Source organism: Mesorhizobium sp. LSHC420B00, from assembly GCF_000503055.1.
In the GTDB taxonomy this organism is placed as follows: Bacteria; Pseudomonadota; Alphaproteobacteria; order Rhizobiales; family Rhizobiaceae; genus Mesorhizobium.
This window is the reverse complement of the sequence record NZ_AYVY01000021.1, coordinates 1-22896: the sequence shown is the minus strand read 5'-3', so window position 1 is coordinate 22896 and position 22896 is coordinate 1. Positions and strand designations below refer to the sequence as shown.

24 protein-coding genes and 1 pseudogene are annotated in these 22896 nt (G+C 63.5%); 16 read left to right on the top strand and 9 right to left on the bottom strand.

The window, feature by feature from the left end:
- Positions 1-132: 132 nt before the first annotated feature.
- A complete protein-coding gene (locus X760_RS63925) occupies positions 133-564 on the bottom strand; it encodes a helix-turn-helix domain-containing protein (protein WP_023721056.1) in 432 nt (143 codons plus the stop codon).
- Between the two features lie 147 nt (positions 565-711).
- Between X760_RS63925 and X760_RS75125 the strand changes: the two genes are divergently transcribed.
- A complete protein-coding gene (locus tag X760_RS75125; RefSeq protein ID WP_023721055.1) occupies positions 712-1527 on the top strand; it encodes an antibiotic biosynthesis monooxygenase in 816 nt (271 codons plus the stop codon).
- A gap of 154 nt (positions 1528-1681) precedes the next feature.
- Complete coding sequence (locus tag X760_RS63920) at positions 1682-2416, top strand: SDR family NAD(P)-dependent oxidoreductase (protein ID WP_245278667.1); 735 nt, start codon at positions 1682-1684, stop codon at positions 2414-2416.
- A gap of 221 nt (positions 2417-2637) precedes the next feature.
- On the opposite strand, the gene X760_RS63915 is transcribed toward X760_RS63920, so the two are convergent.
- The 3 genes from X760_RS63915 to X760_RS63905 all read right to left on the bottom strand — a co-directional run bounded on the left by X760_RS63915 (position 2638) and on the right by X760_RS63905 (position 6141).
- Positions 2638-3246 (bottom strand): hypothetical protein, encoded by a 609-nt coding sequence (locus X760_RS63915; protein WP_023721053.1) that lies wholly within the window; start codon positions 3244-3246, stop codon positions 2638-2640.
- 214 nt (positions 3247-3460) lie between these two features.
- Positions 3461-4741: a GNAT family N-acetyltransferase gene (locus X760_RS63910; protein WP_023721052.1), complete on the bottom strand. Its 1281-nt coding sequence runs from the start codon at positions 4739-4741 to the stop codon at positions 3461-3463.
- Positions 4741-6141, bottom strand: coding sequence for a lipopolysaccharide biosynthesis protein (locus X760_RS63905; protein ID WP_023721051.1), 1401 nt, complete (start codon positions 6139-6141; stop codon positions 4741-4743). The genes X760_RS63910 and X760_RS63905 overlap by 1 nt, the downstream gene beginning before the upstream one ends.
- 270 nt (positions 6142-6411) lie before the next feature.
- On the opposite strand from X760_RS63905, the gene X760_RS63900 reads away from it, so the two are divergent.
- Both X760_RS63900 and X760_RS63895 read left to right on the top strand, forming a co-directional pair.
- Entirely contained in the window at positions 6412-6597 is a 186-nt protein-coding gene (locus X760_RS63900) for a hypothetical protein (protein ID WP_031194557.1), read from the top strand.
- Positions 6598-7037: 440 nt separating this feature from the next.
- Complete coding sequence (locus tag X760_RS63895) at positions 7038-7988, top strand: glyoxylate/hydroxypyruvate reductase A (protein ID WP_156948167.1); 951 nt, start codon at positions 7038-7040, stop codon at positions 7986-7988.
- A gap of 280 nt (positions 7989-8268) precedes the next feature.
- Here the strand turns inward: X760_RS63895 and secA are convergent, their stop codons facing one another.
- Positions 8269-11001: a preprotein translocase subunit SecA gene (secA, locus tag X760_RS63890; RefSeq protein WP_023721048.1), complete on the bottom strand. Its 2733-nt coding sequence runs from the start codon at positions 10999-11001 to the stop codon at positions 8269-8271.
- Between the two features lie 253 nt (positions 11002-11254).
- Between secA and X760_RS63885 the strand changes: the two genes are divergently transcribed.
- A complete protein-coding gene (locus X760_RS63885; protein WP_023721047.1) occupies positions 11255-12172 on the top strand; it encodes a peptidylprolyl isomerase in 918 nt (305 codons plus the stop codon).
- A 43-nt stretch (positions 12173-12215) separates the two neighbouring features.
- Here X760_RS63885 and X760_RS63880 read toward each other — a convergent pair whose 3' ends face one another.
- A complete protein-coding gene (locus tag X760_RS63880; RefSeq protein WP_023721046.1) occupies positions 12216-12872 on the bottom strand; it encodes a TetR/AcrR family transcriptional regulator in 657 nt (218 codons plus the stop codon).
- Positions 12873-12983: 111 nt separating this feature from the next.
- Here X760_RS63880 and X760_RS63875 point away from each other — a divergent pair, with 111 nt between their 5' ends.
- Positions 12984-13220, top strand: a complete 237-nt coding sequence (locus X760_RS63875; protein WP_023721045.1) for a hypothetical protein — start codon at positions 12984-12986, stop codon at positions 13218-13220.
- Positions 13221-13223: 3 nt separating this feature from the next.
- Here X760_RS63875 and X760_RS63870 read toward each other — a convergent pair whose 3' ends face one another.
- Positions 13224-14450 carry a caspase domain-containing protein gene (locus X760_RS63870; protein WP_023721044.1) on the bottom strand — a complete coding sequence of 409 codons (1227 nt, stop codon included), beginning with the start codon at positions 14448-14450 and terminating at the stop codon, positions 13224-13226.
- A gap of 180 nt (positions 14451-14630) precedes the next feature.
- On the opposite strand from X760_RS63870, the gene argJ reads away from it, so the two are divergent.
- From argJ to X760_RS63845, 5 genes are all read left to right on the top strand, one after another.
- Positions 14631-15872 (top strand): bifunctional glutamate N-acetyltransferase/amino-acid acetyltransferase ArgJ, encoded by a 1242-nt coding sequence (gene argJ, locus X760_RS63865; RefSeq protein WP_023721043.1) that lies wholly within the window; start codon positions 14631-14633, stop codon positions 15870-15872.
- Positions 15872-16651, top strand: a complete 780-nt coding sequence (locus tag X760_RS63860; RefSeq protein ID WP_031194554.1) for a GNAT family N-acetyltransferase — start codon at positions 15872-15874, stop codon at positions 16649-16651. The genes argJ and X760_RS63860 overlap by 1 nt, the downstream gene beginning before the upstream one ends.
- Entirely contained in the window at positions 16648-17070 is a 423-nt protein-coding gene (locus tag X760_RS63855; protein ID WP_023721041.1) for a (deoxy)nucleoside triphosphate pyrophosphohydrolase, read from the top strand. Before X760_RS63860 ends, X760_RS63855 begins: the two co-directional genes overlap by 4 nt.
- A 127-nt stretch (positions 17071-17197) precedes the next feature.
- Positions 17198-17503 (top strand): hypothetical protein, encoded by a 306-nt coding sequence (locus tag X760_RS63850; protein WP_023721040.1) that lies wholly within the window; start codon positions 17198-17200, stop codon positions 17501-17503.
- Positions 17504-17709: 206 nt separating this feature from the next.
- Positions 17710-17889 (top strand): Flp family type IVb pilin, encoded by a 180-nt coding sequence (locus X760_RS63845; protein ID WP_023721039.1) that lies wholly within the window; start codon positions 17710-17712, stop codon positions 17887-17889.
- 51 nt (positions 17890-17940) lie between these two features.
- Here the strand turns inward: X760_RS63845 and X760_RS63840 are convergent, their stop codons facing one another.
- Entirely contained in the window at positions 17941-18813 is an 873-nt protein-coding gene (locus X760_RS63840; RefSeq protein ID WP_023721038.1) for a methyltransferase domain-containing protein, read from the bottom strand.
- Between the two features lie 54 nt (positions 18814-18867).
- On the opposite strand from X760_RS63840, the gene X760_RS63835 reads away from it, so the two are divergent.
- From X760_RS63835 to X760_RS63820, 4 genes are read left to right on the top strand one after another with little or no spacing between them, the layout of a single operon-like run.
- Positions 18868-19668, top strand: coding sequence for a ComF family protein (locus X760_RS63835; RefSeq protein WP_023721037.1), 801 nt, complete (start codon positions 18868-18870; stop codon positions 19666-19668).
- A gap of 37 nt (positions 19669-19705) precedes the next feature.
- Complete coding sequence (gene grxC / locus X760_RS63830; protein ID WP_023721036.1) at positions 19706-19975, top strand: glutaredoxin 3; 270 nt, start codon at positions 19706-19708, stop codon at positions 19973-19975.
- A gap of 10 nt (positions 19976-19985) precedes the next feature.
- A complete protein-coding gene (locus X760_RS63825; protein ID WP_023721035.1) occupies positions 19986-20852 on the top strand; it encodes a carbon-nitrogen hydrolase family protein in 867 nt (288 codons plus the stop codon).
- Complete coding sequence (locus tag X760_RS63820; protein WP_023721034.1) at positions 20849-21274, top strand: DUF1178 family protein; 426 nt, start codon at positions 20849-20851, stop codon at positions 21272-21274. Before X760_RS63825 ends, X760_RS63820 begins: the two co-directional genes overlap by 4 nt.
- Before the next feature lie 135 nt (positions 21275-21409).
- Here X760_RS63820 and X760_RS63815 read toward each other — a convergent pair whose 3' ends face one another.
- Entirely contained in the window at positions 21410-22210 is an 801-nt protein-coding gene (locus X760_RS63815; RefSeq protein WP_023721033.1) for an SDR family NAD(P)-dependent oxidoreductase, read from the bottom strand.
- Between the two features lie 175 nt (positions 22211-22385).
- On the opposite strand from X760_RS63815, the pseudogene X760_RS63810 reads away from it, so the two are divergent.
- Positions 22386-22896: pseudogene (locus tag X760_RS63810) on the top strand (helix-turn-helix domain-containing protein); the annotation flags it as partial.

Sequence of the window (22896 nt, the reverse complement as noted above, 5' to 3'; positions counted from 1 at the left end):
CCTCCCGCGGACTATCCACCAGACCCGAGCCACAGATGCAACCTGGAGAGGTGAGCTATGCGGTAACATTTATGGCACAATTCGAAACAGCTTCGTCTTGGATCGTGCTGCGGGCCGGACCCGCCGCCGTGCCTAGCGGAGGGCCGCCACGACGTCGGCGAAATCGGCCCGCTTGCCATTGTCGGCGCGGCGCAATTGCACCTCGACGGGCCTGCCGTCGGATTGGTCGCAGTAGAAGATGGGTCCGGGCCGCACCCATTTGTCGCCCCACTCGGTCAGCGCGATGATGACCGTTTTGAATTCCAGCCCCTTTCGGGTCAGGACGTATTCGGCCTGCTCGCCGGCGGCACCCGGACGACGGTCCATCAGGCCGGCCTCGACGAAATCCTCGAGGCGCTTGGCCAGGATGTTGGTGGCAATCCCCAGGCTCTTCTGGAATTGCGAAAAGCGCGTGTAGCCGCCGAACATCGCGTCGCGCAGGATCAACAGGCTCCAGCGCTCGCCGACCAGCTCCAGGGCGCGTGAGGCCGAGCAGTTCTGTTTTTCATAAAGACGACCAAGCATGGCGTGAACATACCCTGTTGACTTGCATCATGCAAGTATGCATTGTGCTTGCATGATGCAAGCGATGGAGCTCGAGAGAGCGTCGCTCACTTCATCGCCCGAGACTTGGGTGCCCATCAACCGTCGGATCCAGACAGGAGATATGTCATGAAAAAGGATGAAGATTACACGACGTCATTTGTCGTTGAGCAAAGCCCGGAAGAGGTTTTTGCGGCGGTTGTCAATCCGCGCGCCTGGTGGTCCGAAGACATCGACGGCGATACCAACAAGCTCGGTGCGATATTCTACTATCACTTCAAGGATATCCACCGCGGTACCTTCAAGGTTACGGAGCTTGTGCCCGGCAAGAAGGTCGTCTGGCACGTCGTCCAGAACTACTTCAACTTCGTCAAGGATGCGACCGAGTGGACCGGCACGGACGTGGTCTTCGAGATCGCGCCGACCGACAAGGGTACCGAGCTGCGCTTCACCCATGTCGGGCTGAAGCCGAGTGAAGAATGCTACGACGTCTGCCATGACTCCTGGCGCTTCTATGTCGCGAGTCTTCGCGACCTGATTTCGACGGGCAAGGGGCAGCCCAACAAGGGCGAAGAGAACGCCAATCCAACGGTCGTGCCGCAAAACGAGAACATCGGCCTCGAGCGCAAGACAGCGAGCGATGGCGCCGAGATGATCGTCATGACGACGGCAGCGGCGAAGCCCGGCACCGAGAGCAAGGTGCGGAATGCCCTGCGGGACGTAGCAGGGGCGGCCCGCAGGCAAAGCGGATGCATCGACTACAGCGTCTTTCGCTCGGAGGCGGAGCCCCATGTTACGATCTGCGTCGAGCGCTGGATATCGAAGCAGGAGCGCGACGCTTTTCTACGCTCGGCGGACGCGAAGAATTTCGTCTCGGCCATAACCGGCGCCTTCCTGGAGCGCCCATCGCCGATCTCCTACACGACATTGGAAGTCGGGTCCTGATTGCAAGGGTTCGCCCGGCGACGGTGCCGGTGCCGGCTGCCCTGGAGCAACGCAAAGGGGGACGGCATCCAAGCATGGAACAGAAACCTATAACCTACTTGCATGATGCAAGAACGAATGGCTTGCATTCATGCAAGTAGGAGGAGAGATCGCCGTGCCAAAATCGATGGAAGTCACAGACAAGGCCGTTCTGGTAACCGGGGCCAACCGCGGCCTCGGCAAGGCGCTGGTCGAGGAAATATTGAGGCGGGGTGCCAAGCGCGTCTATGCCGGCGCGCGCAAACCGCTCGCCCACGCGGATCGGCGTGTCACGCCGCTGATCCTGGACGTGACCGATACGGCGCAGATTGAGGCGGCTGTCGAAAGGGTCGGGTCTCTCGATATCCTCATCAACAATGCTGGCATCGGGCTCTACGACGACCTCGGCGATCGTGCTGCGCTCGAGCGACACCTCGCCGTCAACCTGCTCGGCGTGCACGGCGTAACCGACGCATTCCTGCCGCTGCTCACGAGTTCGCGCGGCGCCGTGGTCAACATCCTGTCGGAAGCGGCCCTCGTTCCCTTCCCGATTCCGTCCTACTCGCTGTCGAAGGCCGCCGCGTTCTCCATGACGCAATCGCTCCGTGCTCTCGCCGGCGCTCGTGGCGTGAGCGTTCATGCGGTCCTGTCCGGTCCCATAGACACCGACATGAGCAGAGACGCCGACATCCCGAAGAGCTCTGCGGAGAGCGTCGCGAAAGGTATCCTGGACGGCATGGCGCGAGGGGAGGAGGAAATTTTCCCCGATCCAAAATCGGCGTCCATGGCCGAGAGCTGGCGCGGCAGCGCGTTCAAGGCGCTCGAACGCCAGATGGCGGCTTTCGTCCAAGCCATGCCCGCCAAGTCATAGGCGACCGCGCTGCGAGCCCAACGGCCCCGCAGCGAATGCGCTATGGCGAAATTGCCCTAGGCTGCCGATGCGTCGCCGGTTCGATCCGGGCTGAGGGCACCATTTTCTTCCGGGAAACCTCGAGAGGTTACTTGGGCGTTATCCCAGGAGCGTCCTCTGGGATAACGTCTGAGATCCGGCAGCCCTTCCTGGCAAGCTGCGGATCGCAGCCCGAGCCGCTATCACATCGGCCCCGGCACCATCTTGGTCGGCTGCTCCGGCATCGGAAACGCATAATTGTCGCATTTCACGTCCGGGTTCGTCGGGCTGAACATTCCGAGCGGGTTCTCCTTGAACAGCCAGGCGTGAAGGTCGTAGTGGTGGAACTCCTTCGGGATGAGCGGATAATGCCCCTCCATAGGCCCCATGAATGTCTGGCCGAAGAGCTTCGGCGGCTCCTTGGTGTCCGGCGTCAAGGGCACGAGCCATTCCACACCGACCAGGCGCAATTCGCCGCCGACCGGCTCATAGATCAGCACATTGGGGCGCGTCGGATCCGCGGTCGGGCCGACAGTCGTGACGTTGACGAAATGGATGCCCATCGCGCCCTTCGGGTAGTCCATCGCTCCCTCTACCTTTTCGCCGCTGTAGAAGACGCATCCAACCGTCGACAGATAAAGCTCGCGAATGGCAACCTTGTAGTCTTCATACCTGGACAGCGATTTACGCAGGGCATCGATCTCGGCCTTGTCGGGTTCGGCGGCCCGAGGAGCGGCGGCGTTCAGACACGCGCCGACGAGACCTGCCAATGTGAGGATACCGAGACGCCTGAGGTGAGTTGTTTTCGTCATGCATTCCTCCCAGATTTTTCTTCTGGCCGTGCAGGACCGAGGCGGCAGTGATGCTGGACGCGCGGCCGTAATTGATCGCCTCATCCCTGTTGGGACTGCGTCGATGCTAATCCTTTCCGCTGATCGGGAGAATTAACCCTGACGACCTAGGCCGGAGCAGGTCGATGGTGCGGAGACGGTCGGCCGGGCCGGGTCCCCCTTTGGACCCGATGCGCTACCGTCGCCGCAGCAGGCTTCTCATCCGGTTGCGCAGCAGGCGCGCCATGTTGCGGGTCTCGCGGTAGAGGTGAAGCTGCGAGGCCGCCTGGCGGGCGGGGCGGTCGGCGTCCGGCGTCAGCCCGATCACCAGCGTGCCCATCGGCTTGCGTTCGCTCCACAGCCGGCTCATCACGGGGTGGTCGGGCACCGCGCAGGAATCGGTCATCATGATGTTGGGGTCGTCGAGATGCTGCCTGGTCACCTCGATCATCAGCAGCGTGCCCGGCGAATAGGCGGCGAGCGTCTCGTCATAGGCGGTCTTCCAGGTATAGGCGACGCCGGCCTCGACGAAGACGACCAGGCAGGCGATGGTGCGGCCGTCGAGCGTCAGCGAATGGATGCGGCAAAGATCCTGCTCGGCCAGCCGGTGCACCGCCTCGCGGGCGAAGGCGGCGCGGTAGCGGTCGATGGCCATGGCGGTGCGCTCGCGGCCTTTCCAGCCGGCGGCCTCCAATGTCAGGAAATTTTCGATGGCGTGGCGGATCTCGTCGGGCCCGCGCGCCACGACATGCTCCAGCCGGCCGAGGTCGGCGAGGCGGCGCTTCAGGCGGCGAAACTCGCGATAATGGTGGGCGCGCAGCGAAGCCTTCAGATACGCCTCGCCGTCGAGCTCGCTTTCGAGCACCGGGCGGTCGGCCTTGCCGGTGGTGACCAGCGTCAGGCCGCGCGTCTCGGCGACGCTGGCGAGCAGGCTCGCCACCGGACCATCCAGCCTTATGTCGGGCAGCACGAAGACCTTCGGCAGCTTGAGATGCGGCCTGGACAGCATCGAGAAGAAATCCTCGATGACGCCGATCGGATCGTCGCGATCGACCAGCGGCGTGCCGATCGGGCCGAACGGGCTCGACCAGGTGCGCATGACGGGAATCCCGAGCGGCACCATCGGCCGCTCGACCGAGAACGGCACCAGCAGGCGCAGCCGGTTGCGATACTGGTCGCCGTCGCGGATGACCGCCAGCCGCACCTCGCGGTCCTCGAGCCTCGGCATGGCCGGAGCCAGGAAGCGCGGATTGAAGAAGACGTTCGGCTCGATCGTGCGGGTGCAGAGATAGTCGAGCTCCTCGACCAGGTCGAAGCCGGCGGAGGCCGGATAGATGGCAAGCTTGCGCTCGGGCCGGTTGTTGGCGAGGATCTCGACATGGGCGGGATCGGCTTCGCGCGCAAGCCCGGCAAGGCCGGACACCATGGCGCCGGCCGGGCCGCCGCTGGTTTCCTCGAGCAAGGGGACGGCAGCCATCAGGCGGCTCCTTTGGCGGGCACGAAAATGACCATGGCGATGCCGAGCTTGCGCCAGACCGTGAAGGACAGCGCGCCGGCCTCGAAGATCATGGCGAAGACGGTGGCCATCGCTGCGCCCCACAGACCGAAGAGCGGGATCAGCACGACGCTGAGCGCGATGTTGAAGGCCAGCGTCATGGCGTAGACGGCGGCGCAGATGTTCTGGTTGCCGCTCATGGTGAGCAGGCTTTCGCAAGGGCCGACGGCGGCCCGGGCGACGACGCCGAACACCAAAAGGAACAGCAGCGGATAGCCGGCGGCAAATTCCGGGCCGAACAAGGTCAGCATCGGCTCGCCCAGGGCCAGCACCAGCAGCGCCATCGCCAGCGACGGCCAGAACGTCCACGACACGGTTTCGCGGGCGAAGGCGGCGAGCTTGTGCGGCTCGCCATGGGTGAACTGCGCATAGCGCTGGGCGACACCGGCCTTGACCGCGAAATAGACGAAATGCACCAGCGCCAGCGTCTTGACGGTGGCGAAATAGACGGCGACGTCGTTGGGATCGAGATAGGCGCCGACCATCAGCACGTCGGCATTGGTGAGCAGGAAGAAGAAGCTCTCGACCAGGAAGATCGGCAGCGAGACGATGAACCACTGGCCGAAATGCAGCTTCATCGGCCCGGCCGGGATCCTTCTGTCCATGCGTGAAGTGACGCCGATGAGCTGACCGAGCGTGGTGGCATAGGTGGCGGCGATCGCGGCGAAGATCGCCGTTTTGGCATCCGGCGCGTAGCCGACCAGCAGCATCAGCGCGATGAACGCCAGGATCAGCAGCGGCCGCACCAGAAAGGTCGGCGACAGCGCAAACAGCGCCCAGGAATTGGCGCGCGCCAGCCCTTGCAGAAGATCGGACATGGCGATCATCGGCAGGCAGATGATGCCGAGGATGAACGGCACGACATAATAGTCTTCGATAAAGGGCGACAGCAGCCAGACGCCGAGCGCGCCGAGCCCGGCGATCGCCGTGGAGGCAACCAGCACGAACAGCCGGCTGGCCTGCACGATGCCGCGCAATTCGGCCAGCATGCCGCGCTCGCGATATTCGGGAATGAAGCGGATGACCGAGGTGTGGAAGCCAAGGCAGGCGAGGTTGCCGACGATGACCATCGTTACCCAGACGAGGACGAAAATGCCGTATTCGAACGAGCCCATCCAGCGCGCCATCAAGACCTGGCTGACGAAGGCGATGACGGCGCTGACGATGCGGACCGAAAAGGCGATCAGCGACATGCGGCCGGCTTCGCCGCGCTCGCCGGCGCTGAACAGCACGGCATCGATCAGGCCAAGCAGCGGCCTTATGCGCAGCGCAAAGCGCTGCGGCAGGAACCGCCCGGCTGTCGTCGCCGCGGAAAAGCGCACCCCGATCACACTCCGTTTTCCGCTTCTTTTCTGGCTATGCGTGTAGCGAAAACACATTAAGAAACGGTTGGGTGGGTGTTCCTTCGCCCCGTTCACGGGGAGAAGGTGCCGGCAGGCGGATGAGGGGCGGCGCGCTGCTTCATATTCATCATTCGCGCAACCCTTCACCCTGCTCTTTAGTGTCTCAGTTTGAAATACGCGGAAACGCCTATCTCGTTTGCCCCATATGCGAAAACGCCTATATGCTTAGCGGAACGCATGGCAGCAACAATGGTCTACACTGTCATTTGGTATGGAAGGCAGGGCATCGTCGACAAGGTGATCTTCGACGACGAGAAGACCGCGAAAGATCATGCAACCTCCATGTTCCAAACCCGAAAGGGTGACGATGGAATCGTGTCCGTTGAAGTTCGTAAGGACAACGGCGCTGTCGTCTTTAGCCATGCGGAGAACTAAGAATGCCAACCGGACCTAAAGGCCAGGAAGGATGTTCTGGCACCACTTACCAGCTCACAAAGAAGCTCATCAAGATCGTTGCCGAGGTTATCAGCCATGGGCGTTATGTCGCCTTCCAGATGCGGAGGTCGCTATCCCGAGGCAACTCTTCACCGACATCCTGCGGCTGATCGCGGAACTCCGGCCATCGCCCCATCCATCACCGGCGTGACCGGCCCGGTTGTCATGCGTTTCAGCAAAACAAGGGGAGAACTATGCCTTGAAGAAAGCGAAATCGACATCCTCGGCCAGCAGCGGGCAGACATCACGGCTTTGGCGGATCACCAACGCCATTTTTGCCGGGGTCTGATCTTGCAACTGGTGCCAGTTTGCGCAAACCTCAGTCTCAACAGAACGGTAATCCGGTGGATGCCTGATTACCTGAATCTGGGAGGGGCGAAGTGTTAGGCGAGCCCATTACCGTTCTGATGGTCAATGAGTATCCTGACTACATTGATGCACAAGTGTGGGCTGCTGAGCTGAAAACCCGTGTGCCGCAGCTGGAGTTCAGGCTTTGGCCAGACGCCGGGAACAAAAGTGACATAGATATTGTGCTGATCGACAAGGGCGCCAGTCCTGGCTTTTTTGATGCCATGACGGGGCTAAGCGCCGTCGTCTATTTGGGAGCCGGTGTCGAGGGTATTGATCTTCAGAGCTTTCCCAAGAGTGTTCCGCTCATCAGGCTCGCAACGCGTGAGCAGGCTTCGGAAGTGGTGCAGTACATCGTCCTTCGCGTTCTCTGCCAGCAACGGCATGTTGCGGATTACATGAGTCTACAAGCCCGCAAGTTGTGGAATCCGATCGCGCCGCGGAAGATCTCCGAGACAAGAATAGTTGTGCTTGGTGCGGGCCGGATCGGTGGCTGGGCCGCAAAGCTGTTTGCGGACTTTGGCTATGACACAGCAGTCTGGTCTCGTCATCAAAAGACGCTTCCTGGCATACACAGTTACTTTGGCCGTGCCCAGCTTGCGGGCGCACTCACAAGTCGGGACTACGTTATCTGTTCACTTCCCCTGACTGGTGAGACTCGTGGGATACTGAACTTGAGTGCCTTTGGAAAAATGAAGCGAGGTGCCTACCTTGTGAATGTCGGCAGGGGCGCGCATGTCAACGAAGCCGACCTGATCCGCGCTCTCGACGAAGGTCAGCTTTCTGGTGCTTGTCTTGACGTGTTTGAGCGTGAACCGCTGGAGGCTTCATCGCCGTTGTGGACTCATCCCAAGGTGACCGTCACACCTCATGTCGCGAGCTTCTGGGTGGATTCTGGAATCGACCAGGCCGCCGATCTCTGCGGTCAAGTCGCCAGAGGAGAGCCTCTGTCCAACAAGATCGACCTCGAACGGGGTTATTGAATCAAAGTAGTGTCTTTACCCACTTTAGCAGGTTCCGATCTTCATGAAGCGCGGACATCAGCGCGTGCGTCACCCGGCTATTAGATTTCAAACTCAAACACCACCGCCGGTCGAGATACAGAAAATTCGAAATGCGTATTTTGGTGTCGGCGGGACACCGCCCCCCTCTGGCCTGCCGGCCATCTCCCCCTCAGGTGGGGAGATTGGCTAATCGCAGACGTCCGTGCCGCCCCGCCTTAGGGCACCTTCTCCCCATCACGGGGAGAAGGAAAGCGCAGCCTTACGCAAACGCCCCATGACAGTGCTTGTACTTCTTGCCCGACCCGCACGGGCAGGCCTCGTTGCGGCCGACCTTGCCCCAGGTTGCCGGGTTCTTCGGGTCGCGGTCTTCGGGGGCGACGATGGCGTTGCTTTCCTGGCGGACCAGCACGGCCGTCTCGCCGCCGTCGAAATCGTCTTCGCCGGTGCTGCCGTCGATATGGCTGCCGAACATGTCAGGGGCCTCGGGCGGCGGCGCGTCCGCCGCCTGGCGGACCAGCTCGACGCGCATCAATTGCGCGGTGACGGCCTGGCGCAGATTGCCCAGCATCGCCTGGAACAGCTCGAACGCCTCGCCCTTGTACTCCTGCAGCGGATCGCGCTGGGCATAGCCGCGGAAGCCGACGACCGAGCGCAGATGGTCGAGATTGACGATGTGCTCGCGCCACAGATGGTCGAGCGTCTGCAGCACCACGGAGCGCTCGACATAGGTCATCACGTCGGGGCCGAAGCGCTCGGCGCGCTCCTTGGCGGCGGCTTCGGCAGCCTGGCTGACGCGCTCGCGGATGTCGTCCTCGGCAATGCCTTCTTCTTTGACCCAGTCCTCGACCGGCAGATCGAGATTGAGGAATTCGGCGATCTCGGCCTTGAGCCCGGCGACGTTCCACTGCTCGGCATAGGCGTTTTCGGGAATGTTCTTGGCGACGATCTCCTCGATGACGCCTTCGCGCATCTCGGTGATGGTCTCGGACAAGCCTTCGCCGTCCATCAGCTCGATGCGCTGCTCGAACACCACCTTGCGCTGGTCGTTCGAGACGTCGTCATATTTCAACAGGTTCTTGCGGATGTCGAAGTTGCGCGCCTCGACCTTCTTCTGCGCCTTTTCCAGCGCCTTGTTGATCCACGGATGGATGATTGCCTCGTCTTCCTTGAGGCCGAGTTTCTGCAGCATGCCGTCCATGCGCTCGGAGCCGAAGATGCGCATCAGGTCGTCCTGCAGCGACAGGAAGAATTTCGAGCGGCCGGGATCGCCTTGGCGGCCCGAGCGGCCGCGCAACTGGTTGTCGATGCGGCGCGATTCATGGCGTTCGGTGGCGAGCACATAAAGACCGCCGGCGGCGAGTGCCTTTTCCTTCAGCCGGGCGATGTCGTCGCGGATGTCCTTTTCCCTGGCCTCGCGCTCGGGGCCGGCCGGCATGTCGCCAAGCTCCTCGGCAATGCGCATGTCGGCATTGCCGCCGAGCTGGATGTCGGTGCCGCGGCCGGCCATGTTGGTGGCGATGGTGATGGCGCCCGGTTTGCCCGCCTGGGCGACGATCGCCGCCTCGCGCTCGTGGTGGCGGGCGTTCAGCACCTCGAAATCCTTGAAACCTTCCTTGCGCAGGCGTTCAGCCAGTTGCTCCGACTTCTCGATGGAAGTCGTGCCGACCAGCGTCGGCTGGCCCTTGGCGCGGGCTTCCTTGATCTCCTTGACGATCGCCTTGTATTTCTCCTCTACCGTCCGGTAGACCTCGTCGTCCTCGTCAATGCGGATGACCGGCAGGTTGGTCGGGATCTCGGTGACGTCGAGATTGTAGATGTTGGCGAATTCCTCGGCCTCGGTCAGCGCCGTGCCGGTCATGCCGGCCAGCTTCTTGTAGAGGCGGAAATAGTTCTGAAAGGTGACCGAGGCGAGCGTCTGGTTCTCCGGCTGGATCGCCACATGCTCCTTGGCCTCGAGCGCCTGGTGCAGGCCTTCCGAATAGCGGCGGCCGGGCATCATGCGGCCGGTGAACTCGTCGATGATGACGATCTCGCCGTTGCGGACAATATAGTCCTTGTCCCTCTGGAACAGCCGGTGCGCCTTCAGCGCGTTGTTGACGTGATGGACGATGGCGACATTCTCGACGTCGTAGAGCGACTCGCCCTTGAGCAGGCCGGCATCGCGCAGCATGTTCTCCAGCTTCTCGGTGCCTTCTTCGGTGAAGATCGAGGTCTTCTGCTTCTCGTCGATCTCGTAGTCCTGCGGCTGCAGCTGGATGATGAAGGTGTCGATGGTGTTGTACATTTCCGAACGGTCCTCGAGCGGACCGGAAATGATCAGCGGCGTGCGGGCTTCGTCGACCAGGATGGAATCGACTTCGTCGACGATGGCGTAGCTGTGACCGCGCTGCACCATCTGGGCGCGCTCGTATTTCATGTTGTCGCGCAGATAGTCGAAGCCGAGCTCGTTGTTTGTGGCGTAGGTGACGTCGGCGGCGTAGGCGACGCGGCGCTCCTCGTCGGACAGGCCGTGGACGATGACGCCGACCTTGAGGCCGAGGAATTTGTAGACGCGGCCCATCCATTCGGAGTCGCGCGTGGCCAGGTAATCGTTGACGGTGACGACATGGACGCCATTGCCGGCGAGCGCGTTAAGGTAGACCGGCAGCGTCGCCACCAGCGTCTTGCCTTCGCCGGTGCGCATCTCGGCGATGCCGCCATTGTGCAGCACCATGCCGCCGATCAGCTGCACGTCGAACGGCCGCATGCCGAGCACGCGGCGGGCGGCCTCGCGCACGGTAGCGAAGGCCGGCACCAGAAGGTCGTCGAGGCTGGCGCCGTTGGCGATGTCCTGGCGGAATTTGTCGGTGCGGGCCTGAAGCTCGGCGTCGGAAAGCGCCCGCATCTCGTTTTCCATGGCATTGATCGCCTCGACGCGCGGCCGGGTCGATTTGACCCGACGATCGTTGGAGGAGCCGAAAACCTTACGGGCGAGACCGCCGAGACTGACCATCCAATGGCCCTTTCGATAGCATTCCAAGTCATTGCGACGGGCGCCGGCCGGCCCCCATCAAATCCGCGTGAACGCGGACAAACGCAAAAAGCGCCCGGAAAACGGTTCTGGACGCAAAGTCGTTGGACAGATAAGAGGGGGCTCATTCGATGTCAACGCCGCGCTCGCCCTGTCGACCGCGCCAAATTCCGCCACAATCCTGCTGGTCTGGAAGCCATTCCGCTCTAGCTACCCCGCTTTGGAGATAATCGTAATGTCTGTATTGTTCCGCCGCGCGTCGCTCGCCAGCCTTGGTCTGGCATTCGGGCTGTCGGCCCTCTCGCTGTCGCCGTTGATGGCGCAGGAAGCCGCCCCTGCCCAGCCGGCGGCACCCGCCCCGGCGGCCAAGCCGGTCGATCCGAACGCCGTGGTCGCCACCATCAACGGCCAGACGCTGACCGAGGCAGACCTTGGGCTTGCCGAGGGCGAGCTGTCGCAGCAGTTCGCGCAGCTTCCGCCCGAGCAGCGCCGCGCCGCGGCGCTGTCGGCGGCGATCGAAATCCGCGTGATGGCGGCCCAGGCGGTGACCACCGGCCTCGACAAGGATCCCGACTTCCAGCGCCGCATGGCATTCCTGCAGCAGCGCGCGCTGCATGGCGAAATGGTCGAGAAGGGCGTCGTCAACAAAGTTACCGATGCCGAGGTCCGCGCCCGCTACGACCAGGAAATCGCCAACACGCCGCCCACCAACGAGGTGCACGCCCGTCACATCCTCGTGAAGACGAAGGAAGAGGCGGACGCCATCATCAAGCAGCTCGACGGCGGTGCCGATTTCCAGAAGCTTGCCAACGAGCACACCAGCGATCCGAGCGGCAAGACCAGCGGCGGCGATCTCGGCTGGTTCGGGCCTGGCCAGATGGTGCCGGAATTCGACAAGGCGGCGTTTGCGCTGGCGGTCGGCAAATACACCGAGCAGCCGGTACAGTCGCAGTTCGGCTGGCACGTCATCAAGGTCGAGGACAAGCGCACCAAGCAGCCGCCGGCCTTCGACGAGGTCAAGGACCAGGCCCGCCAGGCGGTCATCCGCGACAAGTATTTCGCGCTGGTCAAGTCGCTGCGCGCCAACGCCAAGGTCGACATCCCCGATGCCAACCTGAAGAAGACGGTCGACGCACTGGAAAGCGCGAAATAGGCCAGATTGAGCTACGACAGGGCGCGCTGCCGCCCTGTCGCTTCTATTTGGTAGGGCGAACGATGATGCGTCGACGCCGCCGCCGGACCGCCGTGGCATCGCCGGCATCGCCAGCGACGATGCCTTTCAAGACATAGCCGACCGCCCTGTGCAGCGTCGCTTCGTCCTCGTCGAGGCGGTTCGTCAGAAGATGCGTCCAGGCGTACGAGCCGATCAGGTCGGCGACGACAGTGGCATCGACGTCGGCTGCCACCTCTCCCCTTGCCTTGGCGCGTTCGACCATCTGGCCGGTGTGGACGCGCCGCCCTCTTGCGTATTCGGCAAGGGCGGCGGCCGCTTTTTCGTCCGACTGCGCCTCGGCAATCAGCGATCTGAACACGCTGCCCGACGATGTGTCGCGCCAGTGCGCAAACAAGCTCTTCAGGAAGCCGACGAGGTCCTGCTCAAGGTTCCCGGTGTCGGGATTGTCGACACGCTTTTGCCGCTGGTAGACGTCGAGCAGCAGAGCGGCCTTGCTTGGCCACCAGCGATAGATCGTCGGTTTTCCGGCGCGCGCCCGCCGCGCCACCGCCTCGATGGAGAAGCCGGAATAACCGGCTTCGACCAGTACCGCTTCGGCGGCGTCGAGAATGGCATCGGCGCTTTCGGGGCTGCGCCGTGCGCCGGCTGATTTGCGCCCGGGATCGGTGGTTTCGCCCATCTCGTCTTCCTTGCCGATGATCTCAGCAGCCATCATACACAGCCCCTTGACGAAACGAAACGATCCGTTTCATATGTAACGGAACGTTCCGTAACGGTAAGGAGAACAGCAATGACCTCGACTGTCGCCACGCGTTTTTCGCGCTTGCGCTTCGCCCTGCTGGTGCTGCTCGGCGTCTACCCGCTGATCACTGCCATTTTGTACATGGTTTTTCCGCTGACCAAGGAGTGGCAAAGCTGGCAGCGTACACTGGTCATCGCGCCGCTGATGGTCTCGATCATGATCTGGGGACTGATTCCGGGCGTGCAGCGGGCGTTTCGCGGGTTCATTAACCCAGCGGTCCGGTGATGTTCATTCCAGCGCCTGCGACGTTTCCGACGCAACGCGCCACTCGCCGTCGGCCAGCACGAGTTCCAGCATGACCCGTGCCTTGCCGGTCAGCCGCTGCGCCGAGTGGTCCTTCGGCACATAATCGTAGGTCATGGCGAAAACCGCATCGGCGCGGTCCTTGCCGTGCGGCGTCACCTCAAGGCTGCCGGGCTCAAGACCGAACGACCACGACGCCCATTCCGCGAACCAGTCAGTCTTGACCTTGACGATGGCCTCGCTGTCGTAGCGCGTGCCGTAGATGGTGGCCGACGCACCGTAAAGCCGCTTGACGGTCTCGCGCATCGCCTTGGCATCAGGCGTCAGATAGTCGTGGCGCAGAAACTGCTCAATGGCGCCCTTGTCGCCGACGGAGCGTTCGAGCGCTGCGACCTCAGACGCGGGCGCCGGGGTGACGGCCGGTTTCGGTTGCTGGGCACTGTCTCCGCCCGGCACGAATTCGAAACGCTCGAGCAGCGATCCCTGCTCCCAGGGACGCTGCGCCTCGCGCGTTGCGGAAACGACATCGCGGCGCACCGCGATCATCATGTCGTTGATGCTCTGTCCGGGCTCCGCCATATGCCGCAAAAGTGCCGCCGCAAAGGGCGAGTTGCGCCCCGTCCCGTCCATTGCCACAGCGCCGGGCGCCGTCGAGAAGGCAATGAATGAACCGCGTGTCGACTCGAACTGGGCGAGGCCGGCGAGAGCCGTCGCCGAGCGCGTCGTGGCGCTGCGGCTGAGACCTCGCGCAAACGGGTTGTTGCGGCAGGCATCGAGGAAGACCAGGCTGACCTTGGTCTGCTGCTCCATGATGTCGAGGACCTCGTCGATCGGCACGGCCTCGAGCTGGAGCTTGACCGGCATGTCCAGCCTGGCGTCGACCGGCACGATGAAGTTGCGCCCGTCGACCTGCAGGCCGTGGCCGGCATAGTAGAACAGCCCGGCACCGGCGCCCTGCAGCGCATCGGAGAATTCGCCGATCTTGCGTTCGAGCTCGCGCTTGCCGAGATCGTTGCCTTCGATCACTTCGAAACCGATGGCGCGCAGCTTGTCGGCAATGTCGAGCGCATCGTTGACGGGATTGGCCAGCGTGCCGGCTTTGGCGTAGCTGCCGTTGCCGACCACAAGCGCCACGCGCCGCGCCGTCTGCGCATCCGCGCGCAGCAGCAGAAAGCCCAGAAACGCCAGTGCCAAGACCACAAGCCTGCCCATGGGGCAGGATCATAGCGCTATCGGCCGCAGCGATGCCAACAAATTTGCAACAGCCCTGCTTGCGGCATGAGGCAGTGTCAGGCGTCCGGCACCCGTAACGGCTGTGAAAACGGCTTGCGCCGACGCGCGCTATCGGGCAAACCGGCGTTCCTTTCGCGATTTTCCCGCCCGGGGTCTTCCATGTCCGCACAGGTTTCGCCGCTCGCGCCGAAGAAATATGCCAAGATGCCGACCATCGAGGGCGTGCGCATCGCCACCGCCGAGGCCGGCATAAAATACAAGAACCGTACCGATCTGCTGGCCATGGTGTTCGACGCCGGCACCACCGTCGCCGGCGTGTTCACCAGGTCGAAATGCCCCTCGGCGCCGGTCGACTTCTGCCGGCAAAACCTCACGGCGGGCAAGGCGCGCGTTCTGGTCGTCAATTCCGGCAATGCCAATGCCTTTACCGGCCAGAAGGGCCGCGCCTCGACCGCACTCACGGGCGAGGCGGCGGCGAAGGCGGCCGGCTGCACGCCAGGCGAGGTGTTCCTGGCCTCGACCGGCGTCATCGGCGAACCGCTCGACAGTGGCAAGTTCAGCCACCTGCTGGCCGGGCTGATCAAGGACGGCAAGCCGGAACTATGGACCGAAGCCGCCAAGGCAATCATGACCACCGACACCTATCCCAAACTGGCGACCGCGACGCTCAAGCTCGGCAACGCCGACGTCACCATCAACGGCATCGCCAAGGGCGCGGGGATGATCGCGCCCGACATGGCGACGATGCTTTCCTTCATCGCCACCGATGCGCCGATCGCAGCACCGGTGCTGCAGGATCTGTTGTCGCGCGGCACGGCCAAGACCTTCAACGCGGTCACCGTCGACAGCGACACCTCGACCAGCGACACGCTGCTGATGTTCGCCACAGCTGCTGCCGCCAGGCGTGGCGCGCCGGCGATTTCTGACCCCAAGGATGCGCGCCTCGGCGCGTTCCGCCGTGCCCTCGGCAAGGTGTTGAAGTCGCTGGCGCTACAGGTGGTGCGCGACGGCGAGGGCGCCCGCAAGCAGGTCGAGGTCACCGTCACCGGGGCCAAATCGGCCCGCTCGGCCAAGCGCATTGCGCTGTCGATCGCCAATTCGCCGCTGGTCAAGACGGCAGTCGCCGGCGAGGACGCCAATTGGGGCCGTGTCGTCATGGCCGTCGGCAAGGCCGGCGAACCGGCCGACCGCGACCTTCTGTCGATCTGGTTCGGCGACAACCGCCTGGCATTTCAGGGCGAGCGCGACGCCGCCTATTCCGAAGCGGCGACTTCGGCGTATATGAAGCGCGACGAGATCCGCATCCGCGCCGATATCGGCATCGGCCGCGGCAAGGCGACGGTGTGGACCTGCGATCTCACCAAGGAATATGTCGCCATCAATGGCGATTATCGGAGCTGATGACATTGGCCTCCAGACATCCGGCAAGCGTGTTGGCGATCGTGCGCCGCTACGAGGCGGCCGGCTTTCGCGCCTGGCCGGCGGCCGCCGTCCATTATGATGGCACCTGGGTGGTGCGGCTGACGGCTGGCCACTCGGCCAAGCGGCTGAATTCGGTCAATCCGCTCGATCCGGGCGACATTCAGCACATTGCCGAGCGCATCGGCCGCGCCAGCCGTCGCTTCGACGCCTATGGCAGGCCGCTGACCTTTCGCATCTCGCCGCTGTCGGGGCCGGATTTCTCAAAGTACCTCGACAGCGAGGGCTGGAGCACATTCGCGGAGTCGCTGGTCATGCGGCTGCCGCTGGCGGACGCCATGCTCGACGACGCCATGGACCAGATTCCGTTGAAGGACATCAGCCGTTTCATCGGCGCGGCGCTCAAGGTGAGCGGCTCGGATGTGTCGCTGCGGCCCGGCCTGTCGGAGATCATTGGCGCCATCCAGCCGGAGGCCGGGCTGTTTGCGCTGGAGAACGGCAGCGAGCCGCTGGCAACGTTGATCTGCGTGCATGACGGCGACCTTGCCGGGCTGTTCGAGATCGCCACCGACAGATCGGTGCGCAACCAGGGCCATGGCCGCCACCTCATCCGATCGGCGCTGAAATGGGCGCGACTGCGCGGGGCGCGGGAAGCCTGGCTGCAAGTCGAGGCGGACAACGCGCCGGCGCTGGCGCTTTACCGTTCGCTCGGATTCGACGAAGTCTATCGCTATCACTATCGCCGGCCACAAGGCGCATGAGCGGCTCAGACACGGTCGGCAAGCGCCTGCTCCTGGTTGCGGCCTGCGCGCTAGTCGATGCCGATGGGCGCGTGCTTTTGGCGCAGCGGCCCGAAGGCAAGCAACTCGCCGGCCTATGGGAGTTTCCGGGCGGCAAGGTCGAGCGCGGCGAAACGCCGGAACAATGCCTGATCCGCGAACTGTATGAGGAGATCGGCATCGAGACCGATATCCCTTGCCTGGCACCACTCACCTTTGCCAGCCATTCCTACGATGATTTTCACCTGCTGATGCCGCTGTTCGTCTGCCGTCGCTTCCGCGGCATTGCCCAGCCGAAGGAACGGCAGGTGCTGAAATGGGTGCGGCCGCGCCAGATGTGCGATTTTCCAATGCCGCCGGCCGATGCCCCGCTGATCCAGTTCCTCATCGATCTGCTGTAACGGCCGATCTCCCGTAAACCGGGCAGCTCCGCGAAGCGATATCAGCAGCGTTAATGAAAGATTTATCTGGCCGTGAAAAATTGACGCAAAGCGGTTACGCCGATTCCACCGCTGGGGAGCGATTTGCATGAGCTTCGACAAGGACTGGGACTTGCCTTGGCCCGATCGCCTTCCTGGCGCCGCCAATGCTGGCATGGGAATATTGCGCATCGCCCTTTTGTTCGGCTCGGCCGCGGTGGCTCTGGCCTTGATCGCGACACCCTACCTCGACAGCCGGACCCGATCGCAGTTTGCCCGCGATGGGCTTGATACAATGAGCACCGGCTCGATCGGCCAGCGCGACAGCTATACGCTGCGTAAGAGCGTGCTGCAGCCGCTGCCCAGTTCGGTTTGCGTCATTCGGGCCGATGGCAGAAGCAGCGGTGACTGCTGACGTCCTCAACAGATATCTGAAGCGCGTCGCGTTCGACCGGCCTCGTGCGACGCGCTTATGTTTCGATGCATGTCGTTATCGCAAAACCGCTGCACACTTTTGCGCGACATGCATTGGAATGCAGCTGTTTCACCGCGCGTTAAGCCTGTCACGTTAACCTTTCTTAACGGGTCGGCGCTAGGTTCCGGCAAGAGGGATGGGCGCCCATGAAAATCTTGCTGCAACGATTTTTAGAAGACGAGAGGGGTGCGACGGCTATCGAATATGGTTTGATCGTGGCCGTGCTGTCGCTTGCCATTGTCACAGGCATCGGCCAGGCTGCCGGTGCGATCGAGTGGCTGTTCAGCGACAACAGCAGCAGGCTTGCCAACGCATTTGCGCAGTGATTCGCTCGGCTGTTGCGCAGGGCTACGCCTAGCTTTTGCGCAGGGATATGCTCAGGGGCCGCCGGGGTTTTCCAGGATCGTCTTCAGCGATATTTTTGCGGAGCCCGGCTTCAGCGGTTTTTGCTGAGAGGCATCGGGCGCCCAGCCTGACATCCAGACCACCGAGAAACTCGCCCTGACGCGGCCATCGGCGTCCGAAAACCGCTCCGCATAGATTTCGGCGGCGCGCGCGAACAGCGCTCGGGTGCCCGGCCGTCTGCTGCGGTCGACAAGCGCGCTGGTCTCGCCCATTGCGCGCAGGTCGGCGACCAGGCCAAAGAGGGAATCGTAGCGCACCGTAATCGTCTCGACGTCGGCAACCGGCAGCGCCAAGCCGGCGCGCTGCAGCAGCACGCCGGCGTCGCGGACATCGGTGAACGGGATCACACGCGGGCTGGCGCCGCCGTAGAGCTCGGTCTCGGCGGCAAGCAGGCTTTCGCGCAGTTCGGAGAGCGTGCCTATGCCGGCGAAGGCGCCGAGGAAAAGCCCGTCCGGCTTTAGCGCCCGGCGGATCTGCACCAGCATGCCGGGAATGTCGTTCATCGCCTGCAGCGACAGCAGCGAGACAGCGAGATCGAGGCTTTCCGGCTCGAATGGCACGGTTTCCAACGGCGCCACCACTCCTGGCCGGCCGTCGAGGAAAGCGGCGTCGGCCTCGACGCGCACGTTTTCCGCTACCTTGCCGCTTTCTGCGAGCACCTCTGCTGCTGCCGGCGTCTGGCAAAACAATGAGGCCGCCTTGCCGAACTTGCGTTCGACGGCGCCGAGCCGGTCGGCAAGATCCTCGGCCGCCCGCCGCATGAGGAAATCCGCCCCGGCGATAGGGCGGGCCAGTGCCCGACGCTTGTGCGCCAGCCAGAGCGAGGTGTCGATTACAAGCTGCAATGGGCAGGTCCTTGTGCTTCGCTCTCTGATATAGTGACGCGGAGGACCAACCACGTGGCCGATCCCATGCCGGAGATCAAGCGTATTGCGATCAAGAGCATTGCCCGCAAGGCATTGGGCTGGCCGGCGCGCTTGTTGTTCCCGCCGGTCTGCGCCGGCTGCCGCCGCCATGTCTCGCAACCCGGCGTGTTGTGCGGCGCCTGCTGGCCGAAACTCAGGCTGCTGGAACGGCCATGGTGCCCGGTGATGGGCACGCCGTTCACCCACAATATGGGTGAGGGGTTCCTGTCGGCGGAGGCGATAGCCGACCCGCCGCCATTCGAGCGCGCGCGCTCGGCGGTTGCCTATTCCGGCGTTGCCCGCCAGATGGTGCAAGGGCTGAAATACCAGGACCGCACCGATCTGGCGCCGTGGATGGCGCGCTGGATGCTTCGCGCCGGTGCCGAGCTCATCGCCGAGGCCGACGTGGTCGTGCCGGTGCCGCTGCACTGGCGGCGCTTCTTCAGGCGGCAGTTCAACCAGTCGGCGGAACTGGCGCGGGCGGTGGCGCAGCTCGGCGATCGGCCCTTCACGCCATCAGCCATCAAGCGCGTCAAACTCACGCGCCAGCAGGTCGGGCTGGAGCGGCGGGAACGCGAGGAAAATGTGCGCGCCGCATTCACAGTGCCTGATGAAGCGGAGATCGAAATCGCCGGCCGCCGGGTGCTGTTGATCGACGATGTCTACACCACCGGCGCCACGGTCCGTGCGGTCGCCAGGGCGTTAAAAAAGGGCGGTGCCGGCGCAGTCGACGTACTGACCTTCGCGCGCGTGCTGCCGGGGGACTTTCGGGCCGACGAATCGGCGCCTATATAGCCTATATGACAGCGGAACGAGGCAGGGTTGCTGACCGATGGTCGATGTGACGATCTACACGCGGATGATGTGCGGCTATTGCACTGCGGCCAAGCGGCTGCTCGACAGGAAGGGTGTCGCCTACACCGAGCACGACGCCTCCTTCTCGCCGGAGCTGCGCCAGGAGATGATTTCCCGGGCTCACGGCCGTTCCACCTTTCCGCAGATATTCATCGGCGACACGCATGTCGGCGGCTCCGACGATCTCCACGAATTGGAGGCGGAAGGACGGCTGGACAGATTGCTCGCCAACGGCTCGGCCAGGTAAGGACATGACGATGAGTGGTTTCAAGGCGGCGGCGATCCAGATGCGTTCGGGAACCAGCCCGGAGCGCAATGCGGTCGATCTGGAACGGCTGGTGCGCGAGGCGGCAGGCCTTGGCGCGAGCTACATCCAGACCCCGGAAATGACCGGCGCGCTGATCCGCGACAGCCAAGCCCGGGCCGCTTCGTTCACCTCCGAAGACAAAGACATCATCGTCTCGACGTCACGGAAGCTGGCCAACGAACTCGGCATCTTCCTGCATATAGGCTCGACCGCCATTCTGCGCGCCGACGGCAAGCTCGCCAACCGCGCGCTTCTGTTCGGGCCTGACGGCGCCACGATTGCCACCTATGACAAGATCCACATGTTCGACGTCGATCTCGACAATGGCGAGAGCTGGCGCGAATCCGCCGCTTATGAGCCGGGCACGGAGGCTGTCGTCACCGAAATCGATGGCGCGAAGCTGGGCTTTGCCGTCTGCTACGATCTGCGCTTCCCGCAGCTGTTCCGCGCCGAGGCGCTGGCCGGCGCCGATCTGCTTGCGGTGCCCGCCGCCTTCACCCGCCAGACCGGCGAAGCGCATTGGCATGTGCTGCTCAGGGCGCGCGCCATCGAGAACGGCGCCTATGTCGTCGCCGCCGCGCAAGGCGGAGTGCACGAAGACGGCCGCGAAACCTATGGCCATTCGCTGATCGTCGATCCCTGGGGCCGCATCATCGCCGAAGCAGCGCATGACGAGCCGGCGGTGATCGTCGCCGAGATTGACCCGGCGCAGTCGGTCGCCGCGCGCAAGAAGATACCGAACCTCAAGAACGCACGCGATTTTGCCGTCAACGCCGGTCCGGTGGACGCGCTGCCGCTCAGGGGTGCCGCCTCTTGATCCGCTTTTCCCTGACCTGCGAGCACGAGCACGAATTCGAAGCCTGGTTTCGCAGCAACGACGATTTCGACACCCAGAAGAAGCGCGGTTTCGTCGATTGCCCGGCCTGCGGCTCGCGTAAGGTCGACAAGGCGCTGATGGCGCCCGCGGTCTCGACCGGGCGCAACCAGGAAAAGATCGCGCTCGCCATGGGCGAGGCCCAGAAGCAGGCGCTGGCGCAATTGAAGGCCATGGCCGAGAAGGTGCGCGAGAACGCCGATTATGTCGGCGACAAGTTTGCCGAGGAAGCGCGCAAAATCCATTTCGGCGAGAGCGATCCGCGCGGCATCTATGGCGAGGCGACGCTGGAGGAGGCCAAGAGCCTTGCCGAGGACGGCGTCGAGTTCTTGCCGATTCCCAGCTTCCCCGACGACCGCAACTGATCCGTCAACTTGCCCGGGACATAACGAGGCATCTCCGCCAGGCCGCGCAATGATGGTGAAGGTCGGCGCCAGCGACGCCGACCGCTGGCGCCGGGGGCGGCGATGCTGCCGTCCCCTGCACAAGCATCGGCAGTTTCAGGCCGAGCAGCAAGGATGGGGCTCGCGGGCAATCGTTTCGCTGCTTCTCTCATGCCCACTGCCTGACGGGCTCGCTTCACTTGACGGGCTTGCTTCCGCATAGGCTGCAAACTGGCGTTCAAGCGCCTTGACCGCACTGCTGCGCCAACCCTCCGCCACGGATTCCGACATGGGATCGGGGAAGATTTCCTCCTCGCCGTTCTCCACGCCGTCCAGGATCGCTCGCGCAACAGACTCCGGAGAGGCCTTCCGGATGTCCAGGCCCCGTGTCATGTCCGTGTCCACGGGGCCGGGAAGGACCCTGTGGACGCTGACACCCCGTCCGGCCAAGAGGGTGCGCAACGACTGTGACAGGGAGAATGAGGCCGCCTTCGAGATCGAGTAAGCCGGACTGAACGGCACGGCGGCAATCGAGGCCAGCGACAGAATGTTGACAATGGCTCCCCGCGACCGGGCCAGCAACGGCAGCAGAGCCTGGGTCACGTCATACGCGCCGAAGAGGTTTACGGCGAGCTGTTGTTCGAGCACGCGACGGTCGCTGAGGTCGTCGAAGGGCGATACTCCGGCATTGTTGATGAGGATATCGAGAGCATCGATTTTCTCGACGGCCTCCCGGATCTGCGCGGCGTTCGTTACATCCATGATCAGGGACGTTACACGCCGGTCGGGGTGAGCCATGGCTTGGCGGGTTGCGGCATAGACGCGCTTTACGCCTCTGCTCAGGGCTTCCTCGACCAGTGCCCGACCGATGCCCCGATTGGCTCCAGTCACCAGGATAGTTGTGCCTTCGATCTTCATTGCGTCTCTCCTAGTGCTTATCGTTGTGTTCGAGCTCAGTGCATAATCGCGCCGCAACTCAGGCGCGCCGCAACTCAGGTTGGCTACAGTCGCCATTCTCGATACGACTGGTTGGTGAGATGGACTTAGCGCCGGATGTCGAAGCCATGGGAGTGACAAGTGTGACGGGATTCCGATGGACTCGCTGATCACGGCCGCGGCGCATGCGCTCGCGGCGGGCGATCCGCTCGGCGCCTTGAAACGGGTTGCGCTGCGCGACGATGCGCCGGCACTTGCGTTGCGCGGTATCGCGATGGCGCAGCTTGGCGACCTGAATAGGGCGAAGGTTCTTCTCAAGAGGGCGGCGCACGCATTCAGCCCGAGGGAGGCCGTGGCCCGCGCGCGGTGTATCGTCGCCGAGGCCGAGATCGCGCTCGTCTCGCGCGACCTCGCCTGGCCGGCCAAGGCACTCGACACCGCGCGGGCGACGCTTGAAAAGCATGGCGACCGCGTCAACGCCGCGCATGCGCGCAACCTCGAAGTTCGGCGCCTGCTGCTGATTGGTCATCTAGACGAAGCCGAGCGCAGGCTGGACGGCTTCGATCCCTCGCCGCTGCCGCCGGCATCGCGGGCCGCCCACGAGCTGGCTGTCGCCGGCATCGCCATCCGCCGCTTGCGGACCGGTCCTGCGCGCGCCGCACTCGCCC